The sequence below is a fragment of the Funiculus sociatus GB2-C1 genome (genome assembly GCF_039962115.1).
Taxonomy (GTDB): Bacteria; Cyanobacteriota; Cyanobacteriia; order Cyanobacteriales; family FACHB-T130; genus Funiculus; species Funiculus sociatus.
Map to the genome: position 1 here is coordinate 1 of NZ_JAMPKJ010000095.1, position 17,978 is coordinate 17,978.

A 17,978-nucleotide genomic window follows, 5' to 3' on the forward strand; every position below is an offset into this window, starting at 1 on the left:
TCTCTTCAATCTCCGCCCCCTAAAGCGTCTGCCAAATCCTGTAATTGCTTAGTCAGACTACACTTAAGGCTGGTTATTTGGCTACTGGGTCATCCAAATGAGCGAACGGTGAGACAAAAACCAAGTCCGCCTGCATTGGTGTCAACTTAAGCCCCGGCGAATGAATTCGCGGCTACAAAAACCAAGTCCGCCTGCGCGGACTAACGGAAAATTAAGACTTTTGAACCTCGCGCACCATCCGGTTTTTGTTTGTGTAGGTGCGGTTTTAACCGCCAAGTTCTTAAATTGACACGGAAGAGCATTGCGGCAAAAAAGAATCGATGACGCAGGCAGAATACCTGCGTCACAGACAACTGACTAGAAAGTAAAGGTAGTGCGGATCGTACCGATCACAATATCATTATTGCGCGAGTTGTGATCGGGAGCGGTAAGCCAAATAACTCCAGGGGTGATGGAGACATTTTCTGTCACTTGATATTGGTAAAACGCTTCAACGTGCAGTGAAGTGTCGTCATTTTCTCCAACTGGGGGTAGGGGTATATTTGGAGGTAATAGAGCTACTACGCCTAGATTTACATCTATGGTGGAGTTAGTTACTTTCGGTTCCATCCCGACAATCAGACCGCCCAAGTTGCCTTTTTTACCAAGGTCGGGGAATGCTAAAGTAATAGCCCAGTTCCAGATGTCAACATCGCCACGGTCAATTAACCCACCTAAGGTGGAGAGGTTGCGAGTGTTAGTGTAACCAGCCCAACCACCGATAACAAAGCGATCGCTTAATTGCCAAGACAACTCCAAACCATAAGAATTACTAACTAGGGGGAGTCCGGTACTGAAACCTAAGCTACCCAAAGTATCGCCTACCGAGGAACCGCCAGCATCTCGGTCGAAGAAGCGAGAAAGTCCACCTTGGAAGTTAGCTAGATTACTGCCAGTCCCAGTGTCATTGTTGTTGTAGGAATGAATGTAAGTTAAGCCAATATTCAAGCGATCGCTTGGCTTGATCAGCAGCTGTGCAAAACCAGCGTAAGGGCCATTGAACAAACCCCCATCCTCTTCTGGGTTCGCAGCATCACCAGCTAAATAACCTAAGCTGATTTCCAGTCTATTACCTAACTGATGTCTTACCCCGATCCCGGCACCTTCAGCTAGATAATAAATCGGGTTGCGCGTTCCAAAGGCCGACAGTGCGCCCGTTGCGCCGTCGCCGTCTAGGAAATTGACGGTACTGGCAAAGTCATCCGAAGCACCAGCATTAGCGGCAATTACAACCTCTGTGTTTTCGCCGAGGGGAAAAGCGTAAAGCAAAGCATCGACAAAAATATCATTGTCTGCTTCTCCAGAGAAAGCTAGCTGACCTTCTGGCGTTAGGGTACGTTCGGCAAGAGAACCCAATCCTTCTGCTTGCAGCCGCGTTCTCAAAACGTCTCTTCCGGTGAAGCTGGTTTCAAAGTTAAGGCGCGATCTATGACCAAAAACTGTCACGCTGTCAATATCATCGCCTGTGGCATCTTCTCCGGTTAAGATACTTGCCAGCCCAAAGATAACTTCTCCTTCCAGTCTGGTGGTGGTGGAAAAGTTATTTTCTTCTAAGAATTTGGTACGACCTTCTAGATTATCTACTCGCGTCCGTAAAGTCGCCAATTCTGTGCCAAATTCATCAATCAGCCGTTGCAACGTGGCTAAATCTTCTTTGGTGACAAAATCAGCTGTGCTGGCGGCAATTAATTTCTCAATTTGCAACAGACAGGCATTCAACCCAGCAGCAAATTCATAACGCGATAGCGCCCGATTGCCGCGAAATGTGCCATCAGGATATCCTGCAATACAGCCGTAGCGTTCGACAAGACTTCGCAGTGCTTCATACGCCCAGTCTGTCGGTTGTACGTCCCGCAACTGAGAAACATTCGTCACCTGTTCCAGCGAATCTTCACTAACGCGATCGCTATAAACATCGATTTGTTCTAACACATCAGCATTTGTGGTTGATGGTTGATTGCTATCAGCCACGATTTCTGAACTTGGAACCACTCTTTTGATTGTTGATGGTTGATTGTCAGTAACCAAATTCGGTGTTTCTACTGCCTCTCTTACATCATCTTCAGTAATATTAGCTACCTTATAATCTGCGTTAGCATCTGAAACCTCTAAGCTTGTACCTTGGATAACATCTGAGCTTTCAGACGCGATCGCACCAGCACCAATCAACAAGATCGCACCCAAAACAGCTGGGCTTACCAGCAGAGCATTCCACAAGCTCTTTAACATTCTTTTTTAACTCCTCACACCCGTTTAAGATTCTCAGATTTTGACCCCATTACTGCCTAGAGGCAGCTTATGGACAAAATTTATTCTTTATTTTGCCCGTAGCTTGTCCTGTTCAACTGCAAAGTATCAGTTGCTACCGAGAAATTATGCCTATTTTCACACCAATGTAATTGTTCTGATTTTTTGAGAATTTTGCAATCCTCCACTAGGGCATTACTTTCGCAAAATCTCATCGCCGACAGTAACATCGTACTAAAATGAGACTGATTCTCATATAGTAGAACAAGACTCATTCTCAAAAAAAAGATATTTACAACTTAAGGGGAAAAATTGTGACACGCCCTCATATGCGACATCATCCGGGCAGAATTGGGCTATTTTTGGGAGCTTTGCTGCCGATATTAGCTGCTAATGGATGCACTCAAACGGAATCTACGGCACAGTCTCAAAATCAGACAGCTTCGCCGCCAGCAGCAAAAAGTGGCGAGACAGTAAAAATAGTGACAACCTTTTTGCCGATGTACTGGTTTACCAAGGCAGTTGCTGGTGACAAGGCACAGGTAGATATTTTAGTACCACCTGGTTCAGAAGTGCATGAGTATCAAGCGACACCAGCAGCCGTGCAAGCGATCGCGCAAGCAAATGTGCTGGTGAAAAACGGTTTGGGTTTGGAAGAATTTCTCAAAGAAACAGTCAAAAACGCCGGAAATAGCAGCCTAAAAGAGATTGAGGCAAGTAAAGGTATTAAAACCCTAGAAGAAACCGACCACGACCACGCCGAAGAAAAAGGCGATCACGAACACGCCGGAGGTAATCCCCACGTTTGGCTAGATCCATCCTTAGCAAAACAGCAAGTTGAGAATATTCGGGATGGTTTAGTCGCAGCCGATCCGGGAAACCAAACTACTTACGAGGCTAACGCAGCTGCTTACATTCAGCAGCTAGAAGCCTTAGACAAAGAATTTCAGCAACGGTTGCAACCTTATCGCGGTTGCACTTATGTCACCTTTCACGATGCTTACCCGTACTTAGCTAAACGCTACCAACTTAAACAGGTTGCGGTTGTCCAGATTCCAGAAGATAGCCTCTCGCCTGCTGATGTACAAAAGGCAGTGGGAGCAGTGAAACAGCATAAGGTGAAAGCTTTGCTTGGGGAACCGGGAACTGACAACAAATTGCTGCAAAGTCTTTCCCAAGACTTAAACTTAACCCTGCGTCCCATCGATCCTCTGGAAAATGGCCCGCAAGATCCGGATCATTACTTTAGAGCGATGAGAAACAATCTGCAAACTATTGAAGCTGCGTGTAAGGAAAGTTAGGAGTTATATCATGTCCGGTAAGTTACCCATTATTCCCAGGGAACCTCTCCCCAACCCCTCTCACGAATAAAAGGCTTCCTCCTGTGTCCTACCCTCGGAACGGGGGAATGAGGGGGTAGAGGAGGGCGACTATGGCTTGGGACAAAGTTGGAGAGAGGTCTTTTTATTATGGGCAATTCTACAGACTTGATTTAAAAGAGAGGAGTTTTGGGTTTGAGCTGGAAGTTTTGAGTGTTGAGTTGTGAATTCAGAAAATCTAAATTGCCAACACCCGATTTTGAAGGTGGATGGCTTGACTGTTTATCAAGGCAACTATCTGGCGTTGCGGGATGTCTCTTTTGAATTGCTGCCTGGAACTGACACAGCAGTGGTGGGGCCGAATGGTGCGGGTAAAAGTACGCTGGTGCAGGCGATTCTAGGATTGATTGAGCGAACTGCTGGAAAGATTGAGATTTTTGATCGTCCAGTGGAAAGATTGGGGCATCTGTGTCATTTGCTGGGCTATATGCCGCAAAATTTTATTTTTGACCGCAGTTTTCCCATCTCTGTTGGGGAATTGGTGGGGTTGGGATGGGTTAAGGAAAGCAAAAGCCTTCATGGGAATCTCCCCAGTCACAAAGGGAATACACCCTTTTGGCGAAGGCTGTGGTGGGAAGATGGAGAAAAGATAGATGCGATCGCATCCGCGCTCAAACGTGTGGATGCCTACCACCTGCGCCATCAAGCCATCGGCACTCTCAGCGGCGGACAACTAAAGCGAGTATTGTTGGCTTATTGCTTGGTGATGCCTCGTCAACTGCTGGTGCTGGATGAAGCGTTTGCTGGTGTGGACGTACAAGGGGCAGCAGATTTTTATACCTTGCTAAATGAACTTAAGCGGGAGCGAAACTGGACAGTGTTGCAGGTTTCCCACGATATTGATATGGTGAGCCGACATTGCGATCGCGTTCTGTGTCTCAACCAAACTGTCGTTTGCACTGGCACGCCCGATATTGCCCTTTCTCCACAAAACCTTTTAGCTACCTATGGCCCTGCCTTCAGTCGCTATCACCATCATCACGGTTGACACTCCCCGCATTAAAGTAATTCACTACAGCAATTCAAGGGTTGGGTGCGATACATCTGTAGGGACATGGCAATGCCATGTCCCTACCAAGGCTGCCCGAAGGTGCCAATTGCTACTAAACAAAGTTTTCAGCCCAGCAGGTAGTCATTAGTCAAAAGCTATGAACTAATGACTAATGACTAATGACTAAATGGCCTCTCTTTTGAGCAGTTCAGCGATCGCTTGCCGTTCTGCTGGGGGTTCAGATGGTCGCACCTGACGAGCGTCAGTAATTAGCCAATCTAACGCTGCTGCTTGGACATCAATCGTGGCACCAGTTTTATCCACGCAGTAGCGTCCAAACACCAACTTATCTACCAGGCGCACGTCTTCTCCCAAGCGGGAGTATTCAAAAATTACGCTGTTTTCCACTTTCGCGCCGCTACACACCCAGCAATTTGGCCCAATCATGGTGGGGCCTACTATTTTGGCTCCATCTTCAATGTGGGTCATAGCGCCGATATAGACGGGGCCTGTAATATCAACTTTGTCCCAGTTCACGGCAACATTCAAGCCAGTGTAGATACCGGGAGCCACTTCGTGTCCGGGAATGGCGACATTTTTTACTTCTCCCAGTAGTACGCTGCGAATTGCCTGCCAGTAGTCCGGCACTTTTCCAATATCCACCCACTGGAAATCCATTGGAATCGCGTAGAAAGGGGCATTCATCGCTACTAACTGGGGAAACAGGTCGCTACCAATGTCATATTGAACGCCAGAGGGGATGTACTTCAACACTTCTGGCTCAAAAATATAAATACCAGTGTTGATGTTAGTGCTGAGAGCTTCTTCCACCGAGGGCTTTTCTTGAAAAGCTTTAACTCGTCCGTCCTCGTCCGTGACGACGACACCGTAGCTAGAAACTTCTTCTCGCGGGACGGTTTTCATGACGATAGTAGCGATCGCGCCCTTTTCTCGATGCCACTTTACTGCTGCTGTCAGATCAAGATCAATTAGGGCATCTCCGCACAAAACTACAAAAGTATCGTCAAAAAAAGGAGAAAAGTCCTGAATACGCCGCATTCCCCCAGCAGATCCTATAGCCTCTCCTACGAGATCGCCGTTTTCTTCAATCTTCCCTTCAAAAGAGTAGCCAATCTGTACGCCAAAACGCTGACCATCGCGGAAATAACTTTCAATCTCATTAGCAAGGTGGCTGACATTGACCATGATCTCGTCAAACCCATGCTGCCTTAGGAGTTCCACTAAAAACTCCATCACTGGTTTTTGCAGGATCGGAATCAAAGGTTTGGGAATGGTGTAGGTAATAGGACGAACGCGAGTACCCTTACCAGCTGCCAGAATCATGGCTTTCATGAATATTTTTCCTCAATCCTATGCCACTTTAGTTTTATTGCATTTAGCTGAATCTCCATCCCTTAAAGAATAAGGGATGGACGGACAAACATTGTAATCTACCGACTCTGTAGATGTTCTACAAGTTTCCTTGTAGGCGATAGGCATTGGCTAAAAGAGAATTTTTAGTTCCCAGTACAACCAATACAACCAGTCGCTAGTCCCCAGTCACTAGAGTACGGATTTTCAGGTCTTGGTAGAACTCTTCTTGGGCTAGCTCTACTTTAGACTGAGCTGATAGTAACAGCAGCGCCCAAAAAACGCCCACTCGGTCATGTCGTTTTGGCACAGCATACGCCTCTGGTGGCGATGCCTGACCGTTTAACTTTTCTGAGTGTTGCTTCACCCCTGCCCATAACTCTACCAGCTCCTCTAGCTCTAGCCAATCCTGACCAAGTGACATTTGGGGACGATAGTGGCTCAAAAACACGTCTAACTGGGCTGCCGTTTCGGTAAGATTTTCTTGGTGAGCCAAAGCAGCGATCGCTTTTGCAGCTTGGGCGCGAGACTGGGAGACGCGATAAAGTGGGTCTTTCGTAGCACGGCGAGAAGGTTTTTCTTCTAGTGCATCTGCCATCTGCTGTATTTGGTCAATTAATTCTTGCAGCGTCACACGACGGCTAGAAGGAGGCATCGCAGTCCCGCGTCGGCGCAAATGTCGCTCCAGCTTTACTGGTAAGCTTCTGACAGCATCAGCAACCTCTTGTGCATCGGTGTCGTCCAGTTCGGGATCGTCTGCTGTTGATGCTTGGGAAAACAGCGTGTCCGCCTTGAGTAACACCAGCATGGAAGCATACAAAAAAGCCTGTCCGGAGTGAGACAGTTCTACTTCACAGGTGCCAGAATGCTTATCGCCCAATTTCTCTAGTTCCAATAGGCATTTGTCAATTACCTCAATCACCTGAACATCCCAAGGGTCAATTTCTCCTCGCTGGGCGAGATCGATGAGGAGGGCGATCGCTTCTTGGGCTGGTTGGGCTGTCATATGAATTTTGGATTTTGGATTGTGAATGGGGAATTGGGAAATATCCTAATCCCTCCTTTTGCCCCTAGACCCTTTTCCCAACAAGTTAAATGGACTGTGCAAAGGCTTTTGTTGTCTCTGCATCTTGCTCTTGGAGAGTAGCACTAAGGGACATACTTTGTTTTTCTTCCAGTTCTGCTTGACGTTGGGCAATATTTTGCTCTAATTCCTGAATACGCTCGTCCTTAGAACGCATCTGGCGCATTTGTTTTCCAGACTCTATCCCGCGTAGCAGCCGCGTCCAGATGCTAAACAGCCAAGCGAGAATCGCGCCCACGCCCATCGCCAGAATCAGTTCAATACAGATGGGCGCTTGCACCTGCACACCTTCGACAATTTGAATAGCAGCGGGTGCAGTATTTTCTAAGCTGAATAAAACCAGGGCAAGGATTAGCGCAAAGATTATCAAGAAATTAATTTGCCGCATAATTTATACTCCTCAACAACCACACTTACTTAAAAAGTTTACCGGGTAGCAATGCCTAAATTGCCAAGAAAACCCGATTTCCATCTCAAGTTAACCTACCGCAGCGCCTGTATTCAGCTTATTTTCTCGTTTCCTCACCTCAGTTGGCAACAGAAAATGTTGCGAAGCGGTGGTATCTATCCTGACAATGCCAATAATTCTCCGATAAGCCCACAGGACTTGTCACCTCAATGCTTTACAAACCAAGTCAGCCTAACGCAACCGCCTCTTGCAAAGCATTCCTCAGTAGAACCTGGAAACGAGAGATTAGGAAATAAATTCGTTTAAAATTAGCAAAAATTAATTTTATGATTGTTTAAAGATGCTAGTGAAACCAGCCAATCTTTGTATCAACGTGGGAACTTCACTTTTATAATTAATATTTTTCCTAAGCGCGGCATTAACTTAAAAACGCCAATAGCAACTACGGCAAAGGAAAAAATCCAACATCTAAACTCTATTATTAATAAGCATCTCTGATTTCTATAGCACTTTACCCAGAGGGTTAGTGTCTAATGGATTCATTTCAGATGCAATTTCAACAACTTCTGGTTCAACTGCCTCAAGATGTTTTTCCAAAATTGCTAAATTACGGATATTTGACTTGTAATAAGCATCGAACAAGTCACCCACCAAAGGCACCGTGCCAACGACAGCTTCCAAAGAAATATTGAAAATCATTCGTCTTAAATCTTCACCCGGTATCCGGAATTTAGCAGCTAAAAAGATAATATAAGCGGAAAATGTTGTACTTACAATATCTCCTGCGCCTGGGACTAAACCAATTATTGGATCTAAACCAATCCGAAAACGTGTCCCTGGAATACCGATGGCTGTATCCATCAGGCGGCTAAGCTTACGGATGCGATTAAGAGTAGCAATGCGTTCAGCAGTATTCATATTTTTGATTTTGGCACCCTAAATAGACGCTCGTCTTGTACCGCGAGGAATAATATACAATTGCACCCAACCAATCCAAAGCTATACCTCGACTGGAGTGTGTAGGCAATGCTCACCTATCCCTGTCTAGGTGGCTTTGGTTTATTAAACTAAACTAAAAACTAATATAGCAGTCCCAAATGATTCGGGAATGCGAGATCCCAGACTTCTCTAAGAAGTCGGGGATCTGAAGTGCTAGGACATCAGAACTCAAATAGGATTGCTATGCTATAGGTTCCCTTAAAATATCAGCCCTTAGGTGGATTAATAAAAATCGAGTGTTCTTTCTATAGATAGCTGAATATTAAGGTGAGATTGAATATTAGTAGTGATAAGCATTTTGAATTAACCGTTTTTATTTTTTTTAATGAGGGCTTTAGATATGACTGTTTCGACAGAATCTACAAGACGAAATAGAGCCACTCGGAGTAGAAACCTAATTATCAACGGCAGCTTCCAAAACGGCCCTAGCCCAGGACAATCCTTAAAACTCAATCCAGGGTCAACAGTAATTCAAGGATGGGTTGTGACACGAGCGCCTATTGATTATGTAGGCACACTATGGCAAGCTGCTAATGGCGATCGCAGTCTGGATCTTGACGGTGCAGGTGCTGGCGGAATTGCACAAACATTTGACACAGTACCTGGTGAAAGTTACGTTGTTACCTTTAGTCTGGCTGGAAACCCGTTGGGTGCGCCTCCAATTAAGCTGTTGGGTGTAACAGCGGCAGGGCAATCAACTAATTTTGCATTTAACATTTCTGGCCGCACTCCAACGAATATGGGCTGGGAAACTAAAAGATGGATGTTTATGGCGCAATCTAACAAGACAACTCTTGAGTTTTTTAGCCTGAATACATCCGGTGGTTCTTGGGGCCCTGCACTTGATAGTGTATTGGTTGTATTAGCTTGAGAAGTTGACAACTGTTATTTGTCAATTCAGAAAGTCTTTCTTCAGAGGTGTGTCGTATTCCTGTATCAAGTTCAAGATGAGTAACACTATCTCAAAGGAAAGGAAGCTATAATGGTTAGTCGCCACAAATTATCTGGGGTTGCGGGTAAAGTAGCAATTATTGCCAGCTTAGTGCTTGGAGTAGGGCTTTTAGAAAGTAGAAATATAGCAAAAGCGACAATTTTCTCTCCAATTAGGTCAACTAACATAGAGGGGAATGGAAATAATAATATCCCTTTTAATAACTTCCTTGTTTCTCCTGTAGGAATACGATATCAACAAGTTTTTGCAGCTCCTGACTTTTTAAGTATAGAACCAGGATTGATTACTGAAATTGCTTTTCGCCCCGATGCAGGACGAGCGGGTAATGCTTTTTCATCCATTATTCCAAATATCCAAATTAATCTTTCCACAACCAGTTTATTTCCAGATGCTTTAAGCACAACCTTTGCCGAAAATGTTGGAGATGATGAAACAATAGTCTATAACGGGGAGCTTTTACTCTCTAGTGCGGATATTGGCGCTCCAAACCAACCAAAAGATTTTGATATCGTTATTGATTTACAAAATCCATTTTTTTATGACCCAAATCAAGGCAACTTGTTGCTTGATGTGAGAACCTTCTCTTTCACTAGGACAACTGCATTTGATTCGGAAAATACCTTTGGAGATTCTATATCTCGCGTGTTTAGTTTCGATCCTAGTGCTTCTACTGGTACTGACGATACAACTGGGTTAGTAACTAAATTTACAATTGCAACTAGGAATAATACAGCTTTGATTCCCGAAAGTTCTTCGACGGTAGCACTGTTAGCATTTGGTGCATTAACTGCAATTTCACAAGTAAAGCGTTCTCTCGCAACGCCCAAGTAATTTTTACTGACAAGGGTTTTCTCAGAAAATTGAGGCAAAACCGTGTCTAGATTCGCCAGAATAGAAGGGTGTGTCACCTGGAAATTGGAAGATGATCGCGATCGCTGTGGGTTTTAACGTGCTGATCTCGCTGGTGCTCTTGTATAGTGCCTGGGTAATAATTAAATTGCGATCGCGTCTAGCAAAAATAGCAGATAAAATAATTGCCGCCGAACGCACCACCTACAAAGTGCTGCATAATGCCCCCAATGCCATTTCTAAAGGTCAAACGGGGGCATTGCGGCTAGGACAGCAATATCAGCAACTCGATCCTCAACTACAACGAGTGCAACAAGTTTTAGGATTATTCAGCCTAGGCAGAAAGTTCTGGCTGCGGGGTAAGCCGAAATCGGTAGCAACAGGGGTACGCTTCTGGCGCAGAAGTTGAAACCACCACTGTTAAGATTGGGGCAATTGTTCAAAACAAAGATTGGACGATTGCCTTGTTCTGTGGGCAACATATCAGTATTAACGGGAAAACTGAATAGAATTGGAGTAAGACATAGAGACTAGAAGATGTCAAACAACCGTGCTGGATCTGGATCATTTATTGGTGGTGTGTTACTAGGCACCGCTATCGGAACAATAACCGGGTTACTGATTGCGCCCCGCAATGGTCGTGAGACGCGACAGCTGTTGAAAAAATCTGCCGATGCCTTACCGGAGTTAGCAGAAGATTTATCAACCAGCGTGCAGTTGCAAGCCGATCGCCTCTCAGAATCAGCACTGAAAAACTGGGATGAGACGCTGATCAGATTGCGGCAAGCGATCGCAGCGGGGATTGAAGCTACTCAACGCGAACAACAAGCGCTTAAGCAAACACCGGGGGCAGAATTAGAACCTGATGTCCGTCCTCTTGTAACCACAGACGATAGGCGAACGTTAAGTGACTGAACCCTTATTTTGGCTTGGACTCTCAATTCTACTGGTTGCCGTCAGCTTAACCGCAGTCTTAATCACGCTACTGCCAGCAGTGCAGGAGTTAGCGCGGGCAGCCAGAAGTCTAGAAAAGTTGGCTGACACTCTGCGCCGAGAATTGCCGCCAACCCTGGAGGCAATTCGTCTGACAGGTATGGAAATTACTGACTTGACAGATGATGTCGGTGAAGGCGTTAAAAGCGCTGGTCAAGTTGTTAAACAAGTCGATCAAAGCATCAGCGGTGCCAAAAAGCAGGCTCAAAATATCGAACTTGGCACCAAGAGCGTTTTTGCGGGTATCAAGGCGGCTTGGAGAACCTTCAAGCGTCCCACCTCGGCCCGTCGGTCGATGGATCGTCTGCCACCAAGCCACAGAAATACCGTTGGGATGCGTGGCTACCGCGATGCTTCTTATCAAGACCCTAAACCTAACAACGCCTCTCCTTCCAATGGACATTATGAGGAATGGGAGCGGGAGCAGCCAGACTCAGAAGATTAGAGGGCTATGGAATCAGCAGCTTTGTCAGTGAATTAGCAACTAACTCAACACTCTTTAATCATGAGAAACGATAGAAACTCACAGTCTGCCAATTCCGCCACTGACAGGCTGTTAGATGATAATCGGCATTCCCCCTGGCGGAATTATCAATACAACGGTGTTTTTGCCCTGATATCAATCAACCTGCTGATATTTATTGTTGGCAATATACCCGGCATTGCTCTTACTAGCACCCTGGCTCTGAACCATTCCAACCCAGCCTGGTATCAATTTTTTACGGCAATGTTTTCTCACGCAAGCTGGGCGCACTTGTCGGGAAATCTGTTTTTTCTTTACATCTTTGGTCGCTTAGTTGAGGAAGAGGAAGGCCTTTTAGGGGTTGTTGGCTCTTACTTAATATGTGGACTGGGAGCTAGCCTAATGAGCTGGCTTTTTCAACCGGGGGGAATTTATTCTTTGGGAGCGTCGGGAGCAGTCTTTGGGTTGTTCGCCGTCAGCGTGTTGATTAAGTTGAGCTGGAATTGGCGAAAAATTCTGGAAGTGCTGATTCTGGGGCAGTTTGTTGTTGAACGAGTATTTTTCGAGTTCGGACAGACGGGGGCGAGAGACGGCGTAGACCATTTCGCTCACCTGGGTGGTGCTGCTGTGGGGGTGGCGCTGATTATGGGGTTGATGCGGCTGGAGAAAAAGCACCAGGGTAAAGGCGGGTAATCTGAGGGCGATCGCTATTTGAGGAGACTCAATTAGATGGCATAGTATTAAAGGAAGGTAAACAAGTGTTAAGAAATATGAGTTTACCTAACCAGTCCGTATATAAAAAAATCAAATTGCCAATGCCGCATATTTTCCCAAAACGACTTCTGGCATCTCTAGTCGCCTTTATTTTGGCAATGTCCATATGGGCGATCGCTCCTGTAGCACACGCCTATAACAACCCCGACTTACTGCCCGAAACCCCAACCCCAGTAATAGACTTAGCTAAAGCCCTCACCAACATTCAGGAAGAGGCACTTGTCAAAAATATAGAAGAATTTGAAGCTGAAACTGGCTGGAAACTGCGAGTTTTAACCCAGTATGACCGCACCCCCGGTCGTGCCGTAAAAGATTTCTGGGGTCTGGATGATAAAAGTATCCTGCTAGTTGCTGACCAAAGGGGCGGCAATATCCTCAACTTTAATGTAGGCGATGAAGTTTATAAGCTCATGCCTCGTACCTTCTGGATCGAGTTACAGACGCGCTTTGGTAATCTGTACTTTGTCCGCGAAAACGGCGAAGACCAGTCAATCATTCAATCCTTAGAATCCATCAAAGGTTGTCTGGTTCAAGGTGGTTGCCGCGTTGTCCCCGGACTGCCCAGAGAGCAGTGGATTCTCACCCTGATTACCTCCATAGTTGGTGGAGTTATCTGTGGCTTTGCCGCTATCCCCCGCAAAGAAGGGCAGATTTTTGCATGGCAGTGGGCTTTAATCTTCTCCCCACTGTGGGGAATTTTGTTCATTGCCTTTGGCATTGGCCCAGTTATCTCTCGTACCTCCGAGTGGCTGCCTCTGTTTCGCAACTTCGCAGGTTTCATGATCGGTGCCTTAGTAGCTTACCTCTCGCCAATGATCAGTAACTCTACGGCTTCCGAAACCTAAAGGGTGTAAGGTGGAAGGTGATATTTAGGAGTTAGGAGTGAAGAGTTAGGAGTGAGGAGTTGTAGAGACGGCGATTTATCGCGTCTTTGAGTTATTAATTTATAACCCATAACTCATAGCTCATAACTCACAACTCATAACTCATAACTTTTTCATCCCCTTCTTGCTGATGGCTATGGAATGGCACGTAACAGATGCCCAAAGTTTGGCAATTATCGACCGGGAAATGGGCGACCACATCTTTTCCCCGGCAGAATATGAGATTGTCCGCCGGGTGATTTACGCAACCGCCGACTTTGAATATATGTCTTTAATACGTTTTTCTGAACGTGCGCTCCAAGCTGGTGCAGCAGCTTTAGCGGCTCGTAGTACCATTGTCGTAGATGTGCCAATGGTGCAAGTCGGCATTACACCAACTATCCAAAATACTTTTGCTAATCCGGTGTATTGCAGTATGGAAGCCCTGACGCGCCCCCAAAAAGAAAAAAGTCGTGCTGCCTGGGGAATCGAAACCCTAGCTAAACGCTATCCTGAGGGAATTTTTGTCGTTGGTCAGGCGCAGACTGCTCTCACTGCCCTTGTAGAGTTAATTGAGGCAGAGGAAATTAGACCAGCGTTAGTAATTGGTACACCTTCGGGATTTGTAGATGTGGATGTCGCCAAAGATCGACTGAAAGATTCTCTGGTTCCTCACATTCGGATTGAAGGTCGTAAGGGCAGTGCAGTAGTAGCTGCGGCGATTGTCAACGGATTGGTTGACTTAGCTTGGCAGGCATACGGACAAGATCCTAATGGCGTAGGCTAAACTCGTTACTCTTGTTATTGGGTGCAAGCTGAGTAACAAGAGCTAGGAGGCAGTACCTCCCCAAGAAAGCCTATCCAGAGTGCGATCGCACTCTGGACAGGTATTTCCAAGACTAAGCCTGGAGACTAACGTGAAGGCGGAACTTCGCCCTTATTACTTACCTGGTAATCCGTTATGTCTGTTCGGGTCTTTCTTCTCCTTCTTAGTCCCGTCAGATTCCTTTTTAGGCTTTTTGGCTTCTCTACCGCCCTTTTCCTTTGCCATTACTTTTCTCCGTTAGGGGTTCCCTTAATTGTGTATCAACTTTCCGATTTCCGAAGGGAAACTCTATTTTTTTTTTAACCTTCCCTTGAATAATTCGGGATAAGGTCAAAAGGGATGACGAGCGTTATCCTGATTATTTATTTGAGGAATTAAGGACGACGCGATCGCTTACGCCGTTGAGTACGCTCTTTAGGCTCTTCAGGATAAGGAACATCATCGGCGTACTGCAACTGACGGCTGACATCGACAAAGAAACCTCGTTGCAAGTAAGGATAGTCACTTACCCACAGATTCTCGTCGGGAAGATAAATGTCTGTGAATTTGGCAATGCGTCCCAAATCTTTTTGATTTGATAGCACTACCATTTCTGCAATTTGCCCCGGTTTAATTGCTTTATGAGTCTTCTTTAGGGGCGCTTGGATCTGAGTAGTAAATCCGGTTTCGTCTCCGACTTCTATATTCAGTCGTCGTTCCCGATTTTCAATGATCACCAGCTGTCCGCGATTATTGACAGTTTGCTCCTCGCCAATCAATTCTTCTGTAACAAAAACATCCAATACCTCACCCCGCCAGAATCCACTGTAAGGGTAGCGACGATAGGAAACATTCCGCATACTAGCCGAGTAAATGGGCCCCCAAAGCCAGTAAAGACCACCTATTACTCCCAAGAAAAAGGTTATCCCACCCAACTGTTCGCCCAAAACAAAATTACCTAAGAGTGAAACCACCACAACGACGAGGACTGAAATCAGCAGTCGCTTTAAAAACTCTTGAAACTTACCCCAGTAGTACGCATACTGCGGGCCTGTGGCGATCACGGGAATCAACTCTTCAAATTTCTGGCGCGTTAATGGGACTAACATGAGGAAAGCTAATTGCTAATTGGAGAATTGCTAGTTGAAGGATTGCTAATTGCGATTAGCGACTTACAATATCTTTTCTAAACCATAAACTAAAGATTTGAGTTGAGTAACTTTGCGGATGGCTAGTAGAACACCAGGCATATAGCACGACCTGTCTGTGGTATCGTGGCGCAGAGTATAAATTTGACCAGATGCTCCAAAGATAACTTCTTGATGGGCGATCAAACCAGGTAGACGAACGCTGTGGATGCGAATCCCTTCCTCTGCTTGAGAACCTCTGGCACCTGGTAGTTTTTCAGTTTCTTCTACCGATGGTGGGTTAAAGGTTTTACCGAGTTCAGCTAACAATTGGGCAGTCTGAAGGGCAGTACCGCTAGGGGCATCAGCTTTTTGGTTGTGGTGTAACTCGATAATTTCAACATGGTCAAAGTATTTGGATGCCTGGATAGCGGCTTGCTGTAGCAACACCATGCCGATAGAGAAGTTAGGGATAATCAAGGCACCTGTGCTGGCTTTGTCCGCAAAGTCGGCAAGGTCTTGAATTTGCTCTAGACTCAGGCCTGTGGTGCCAACTACGGGACGAATGCCGTAAGCGATCGCACTCCGCACGTTCTCATAAACTGAGTCTGGATGGGTAAACTCTACCATCACTCCCTGTTCTCTTTCCTGTGTCGCCAGCACCAGCATCCCTTGTAAGTCGCTGACAATCGGCACTTCCAAAGGGCCGCAGCCTGCCACTTCTCCAACGTCTTTACCTTGATGTTCCGGAGTGCGGTCTATTGCGCCCAAGAGGGTCATATCTTTGGCTTGTGCAACGGCTTTGACCACTTCGCGTCCCATTTTGCCAGCCGCACCGTTGACAACAACGGGGATGGGAGATTGTTGATTCGTCATACTTTAAGCATATCCTTCTTGACAAGGGCATTTTAGAACAAGAAGGGCAACGCTGTGGGCTGATTTTGAATCAGGGTATTTTCAAGGTAATTGGAATTAGGCACTTTTCACTTCAGATAGCGCCTTACTAGATTTTGCGATCGCTACCAGCCCCAGGTTCCCGGTTCGCCTTTGAATGGCCCTACAATATCGCTGGTAATCCAACCGCCGTAGAAACCCCCAGGCTGCGGCTGCACTTTTTCACCATCGACATAGCAAGCATCCATCATTTGGGCATAAAAGGCTATGTAGTCTTTAATAGCTGCAAAGGTTGGTGTGGGATTGGGATAACCCCAGGCTGCGTTCGGTGCTTGTTTATCGCCAACTGAGACGGTGTAGTAAATAGCACTCCCTTTCCATTCACAAAATGAACCCTTAATTGCCCCCACCAGGTATTCCATCTTGATATCTTCGGGAGGAAGGTAGTAAACGGGCGGGTGGCTGGTTTCTAGTACCCGCTGTGCCTTGTGGGTATCTGCGATCGCTACGCCATTGAAGACAATCTGGATGTGCTTGGGGGTTTCTTCCAGACGCGGCGGACGCGGATAATCCCATACTGATTCTTGACCGGGGCCGGGGGGAATGCGATCGCGTTTCATTTTGACTTTTCTACTCTTGAAACCACACTCGTTATTGTAGAGGTGTTGCGTTGCTCTTTAAAAATCAGCTTTTTTAATTACATGTTACTGCCCAAAAGGATTGCATTTTACCTAGAAGACATTGAAACCCCAGCCGGAAAAGTTTTCAATCTCATCATTACCGGACTGGTGCTACTGTCTTCAGCCATTTTCGTTATAGAAACTTATCCCATACCAGATTATGTCAGATTAAATCTTGAAACTATAGATTTTTGTATTTTACTCCTTTTTGCCTGGGAGTATTTGCTGCGTTTGGGGTATGCCAATGATAAGAAAAAGTTTCTTATTAGTTTTTATTCAATTATTGATTTACTAGCTATATTACCATTTTTCTTAGGCATAGTAGATATCAGTTTTATCCGTATATTTCGCTGGTTCCGAATTTTGCGGCTCATCCGATTTATCAAAGGGAAAACTTTACTTGGTAGCATTACTTCTGAAGATAGCGTAATTTTCGCTCAAATACTATTTACTTTATTTGCCATCGTCTTTGTTTACTCTGGCTTAATTTATCAAGTCGAGCATCCAGTAAATCCCAAAGTCTTTAATACGTTTTTAGATGCTTATTATTTTTCAGTAGTGACGATGACTACTGTTGGATTTGGCGACGTTACCCCAATTTCCGAAGCAGGTCGCCTGCTAACAGTATTAATGATTTTTACCGGAATTGCTCTAATCCCTTGGCAGTTGGGAGATTTAATTAAGCGATTAGTTAAAACTACAAATCAGGTAGAAACACTGTGTAATAATTGCGGTTTATCAACCCATGATGCAGATGCTAGATTCTGCAAAAATTGCGGCAAAAGCTTGGAATAATTAGATACATATATAGCAATTCAATGGTTGGGTACGATACATCTCTAGGGACATGGCATTGCCATGTCCCTACCAACATGGGCTGAACGTCAGAACTGCGATATATTCCACCCAACTGAGAAACGCTCTACTTATTTATACTAAAAAATTTCTGAGGGGGTGACACGCGCCCCGGAATCCAAGCTGTATACAGGTTTAACCCAATTATGGTAAGAAAAATAGGCCCGTTATTGTCAACAAGACCTATCTAACAAAAATGCTACC

The 17,978-nt window shown here is 45.5% G+C and carries 19 protein-coding genes; 11 read left to right on the plus strand and 8 right to left on the minus strand.

The annotated features are described in order from the left end of the window. Positions 1 to 357: 357 nt before the first annotated feature. Positions 358 to 2,268: an iron uptake porin gene (locus tag NDI42_RS26645; protein WP_190460003.1), complete on the minus strand. Its 1,911-nt coding sequence runs from the start codon at positions 2,266 to 2,268 to the stop codon at positions 358 to 360. Between the two features lie 347 nt (positions 2,269 to 2,615). Between NDI42_RS26645 and NDI42_RS26650 the strand changes: the two genes are divergently transcribed. Both NDI42_RS26650 and NDI42_RS26655 read left to right on the plus strand, forming a co-directional pair. Next, on the plus strand, positions 2,616 to 3,587 hold the full coding sequence (locus NDI42_RS26650; RefSeq protein ID WP_190460027.1) for a metal ABC transporter solute-binding protein, Zn/Mn family: 972 nt from the start codon (positions 2,616 to 2,618) through the stop codon (positions 3,585 to 3,587). Positions 3,588 to 3,828: 241 nt separating this feature from the next. After that, positions 3,829 to 4,653, plus strand: a complete 825-nt coding sequence (locus NDI42_RS26655) for an ATP-binding cassette domain-containing protein (RefSeq protein ID WP_190425335.1) — start codon at positions 3,829 to 3,831, stop codon at positions 4,651 to 4,653. Positions 4,654 to 4,839: 186 nt separating this feature from the next. On the opposite strand, the gene NDI42_RS26660 is transcribed toward NDI42_RS26655, so the two are convergent. From NDI42_RS26660 to NDI42_RS26675, 4 genes are all read right to left on the minus strand, one after another. Beyond that, positions 4,840 to 6,009, minus strand: a complete 1,170-nt coding sequence (locus NDI42_RS26660) for a nucleotidyltransferase family protein (protein ID WP_190425338.1) — start codon at positions 6,007 to 6,009, stop codon at positions 4,840 to 4,842. Between the two features lie 196 nt (positions 6,010 to 6,205). Beyond that, positions 6,206 to 7,033, minus strand: a complete 828-nt coding sequence (locus tag NDI42_RS26665) for a segregation/condensation protein A (RefSeq protein WP_190460005.1) — start codon at positions 7,031 to 7,033, stop codon at positions 6,206 to 6,208. A gap of 85 nt (positions 7,034 to 7,118) precedes the next feature. Continuing rightward, positions 7,119 to 7,499, minus strand: a complete 381-nt coding sequence (locus tag NDI42_RS26670; protein ID WP_190460007.1) for a lipopolysaccharide assembly protein LapA domain-containing protein — start codon at positions 7,497 to 7,499, stop codon at positions 7,119 to 7,121. A 522-nt stretch (positions 7,500 to 8,021) separates the two neighbouring features. Continuing rightward, complete coding sequence (locus NDI42_RS26675; protein ID WP_190440315.1) at positions 8,022 to 8,438, minus strand: DUF4112 domain-containing protein; 417 nt, start codon at positions 8,436 to 8,438, stop codon at positions 8,022 to 8,024. A 421-nt stretch (positions 8,439 to 8,859) separates the two neighbouring features. On the opposite strand from NDI42_RS26675, the gene NDI42_RS26680 reads away from it, so the two are divergent. The 8 genes from NDI42_RS26680 to NDI42_RS26715 all read left to right on the plus strand — a co-directional run bounded on the left by NDI42_RS26680 (position 8,860) and on the right by NDI42_RS26715 (position 14,200). After that, positions 8,860 to 9,390: a choice-of-anchor C family protein gene (locus tag NDI42_RS26680; protein ID WP_190460009.1), complete on the plus strand. Its 531-nt coding sequence runs from the start codon at positions 8,860 to 8,862 to the stop codon at positions 9,388 to 9,390. A gap of 111 nt (positions 9,391 to 9,501) precedes the next feature. After that, the gene (locus NDI42_RS26685) at positions 9,502 to 10,302 is read left to right on the plus strand and encodes a hypothetical protein (RefSeq protein WP_190460011.1); all 801 of its coding nucleotides are present in this window, start codon (positions 9,502 to 9,504) and stop codon (positions 10,300 to 10,302) included. Between the two features lie 70 nt (positions 10,303 to 10,372). Beyond that, entirely contained in the window at positions 10,373 to 10,729 is a 357-nt protein-coding gene (locus tag NDI42_RS26690) for a hypothetical protein (protein WP_190460013.1), read from the plus strand. A 128-nt stretch (positions 10,730 to 10,857) separates the two neighbouring features. Next, positions 10,858 to 11,235, plus strand: coding sequence for a YtxH domain-containing protein (locus tag NDI42_RS26695; protein WP_190425363.1), 378 nt, complete (start codon positions 10,858 to 10,860; stop codon positions 11,233 to 11,235). Continuing rightward, positions 11,228 to 11,758, plus strand: a complete 531-nt coding sequence (locus NDI42_RS26700; protein ID WP_190460015.1) for a DUF948 domain-containing protein — start codon at positions 11,228 to 11,230, stop codon at positions 11,756 to 11,758. The genes NDI42_RS26695 and NDI42_RS26700 overlap by 8 nt, the downstream gene beginning before the upstream one ends. Before the next feature lie 60 nt (positions 11,759 to 11,818). Next, the gene (locus NDI42_RS26705) at positions 11,819 to 12,469 is read left to right on the plus strand and encodes a rhomboid family intramembrane serine protease (protein WP_190460017.1); all 651 of its coding nucleotides are present in this window, start codon (positions 11,819 to 11,821) and stop codon (positions 12,467 to 12,469) included. Between the two features lie 122 nt (positions 12,470 to 12,591). Then, entirely contained in the window at positions 12,592 to 13,395 is an 804-nt protein-coding gene (locus tag NDI42_RS26710; RefSeq protein ID WP_190425372.1) for a TPM domain-containing protein, read from the plus strand. A gap of 175 nt (positions 13,396 to 13,570) precedes the next feature. Next, positions 13,571 to 14,200: a precorrin-8X methylmutase gene (locus NDI42_RS26715; RefSeq protein WP_190425375.1), complete on the plus strand. Its 630-nt coding sequence runs from the start codon at positions 13,571 to 13,573 to the stop codon at positions 14,198 to 14,200. 413 nt (positions 14,201 to 14,613) lie between these two features. Here NDI42_RS26715 and NDI42_RS26720 read toward each other — a convergent pair whose 3' ends face one another. The 3 genes from NDI42_RS26720 to NDI42_RS26730 form a co-directional block, all read right to left on the minus strand. Continuing rightward, a complete protein-coding gene (locus tag NDI42_RS26720) occupies positions 14,614 to 15,327 on the minus strand; it encodes a DUF8619 family protein (protein WP_190460019.1) in 714 nt (237 codons plus the stop codon). Between the two features lie 63 nt (positions 15,328 to 15,390). After that, positions 15,391 to 16,221 (minus strand): 4-hydroxy-tetrahydrodipicolinate reductase, encoded by an 831-nt coding sequence (gene dapB / locus NDI42_RS26725; protein ID WP_190460021.1) that lies wholly within the window; start codon positions 16,219 to 16,221, stop codon positions 15,391 to 15,393. Between the two features lie 143 nt (positions 16,222 to 16,364). Further along, positions 16,365 to 16,859: a DUF427 domain-containing protein gene (locus tag NDI42_RS26730; protein WP_190460023.1), complete on the minus strand. Its 495-nt coding sequence runs from the start codon at positions 16,857 to 16,859 to the stop codon at positions 16,365 to 16,367. Positions 16,860 to 16,940: 81 nt separating this feature from the next. Here NDI42_RS26730 and NDI42_RS26735 point away from each other — a divergent pair, with 81 nt between their 5' ends. Next, on the plus strand, positions 16,941 to 17,714 hold the full coding sequence (locus NDI42_RS26735; RefSeq protein WP_190460025.1) for an ion transporter: 774 nt from the start codon (positions 16,941 to 16,943) through the stop codon (positions 17,712 to 17,714). Positions 17,715 to 17,978 lie beyond the last annotated feature (264 nt).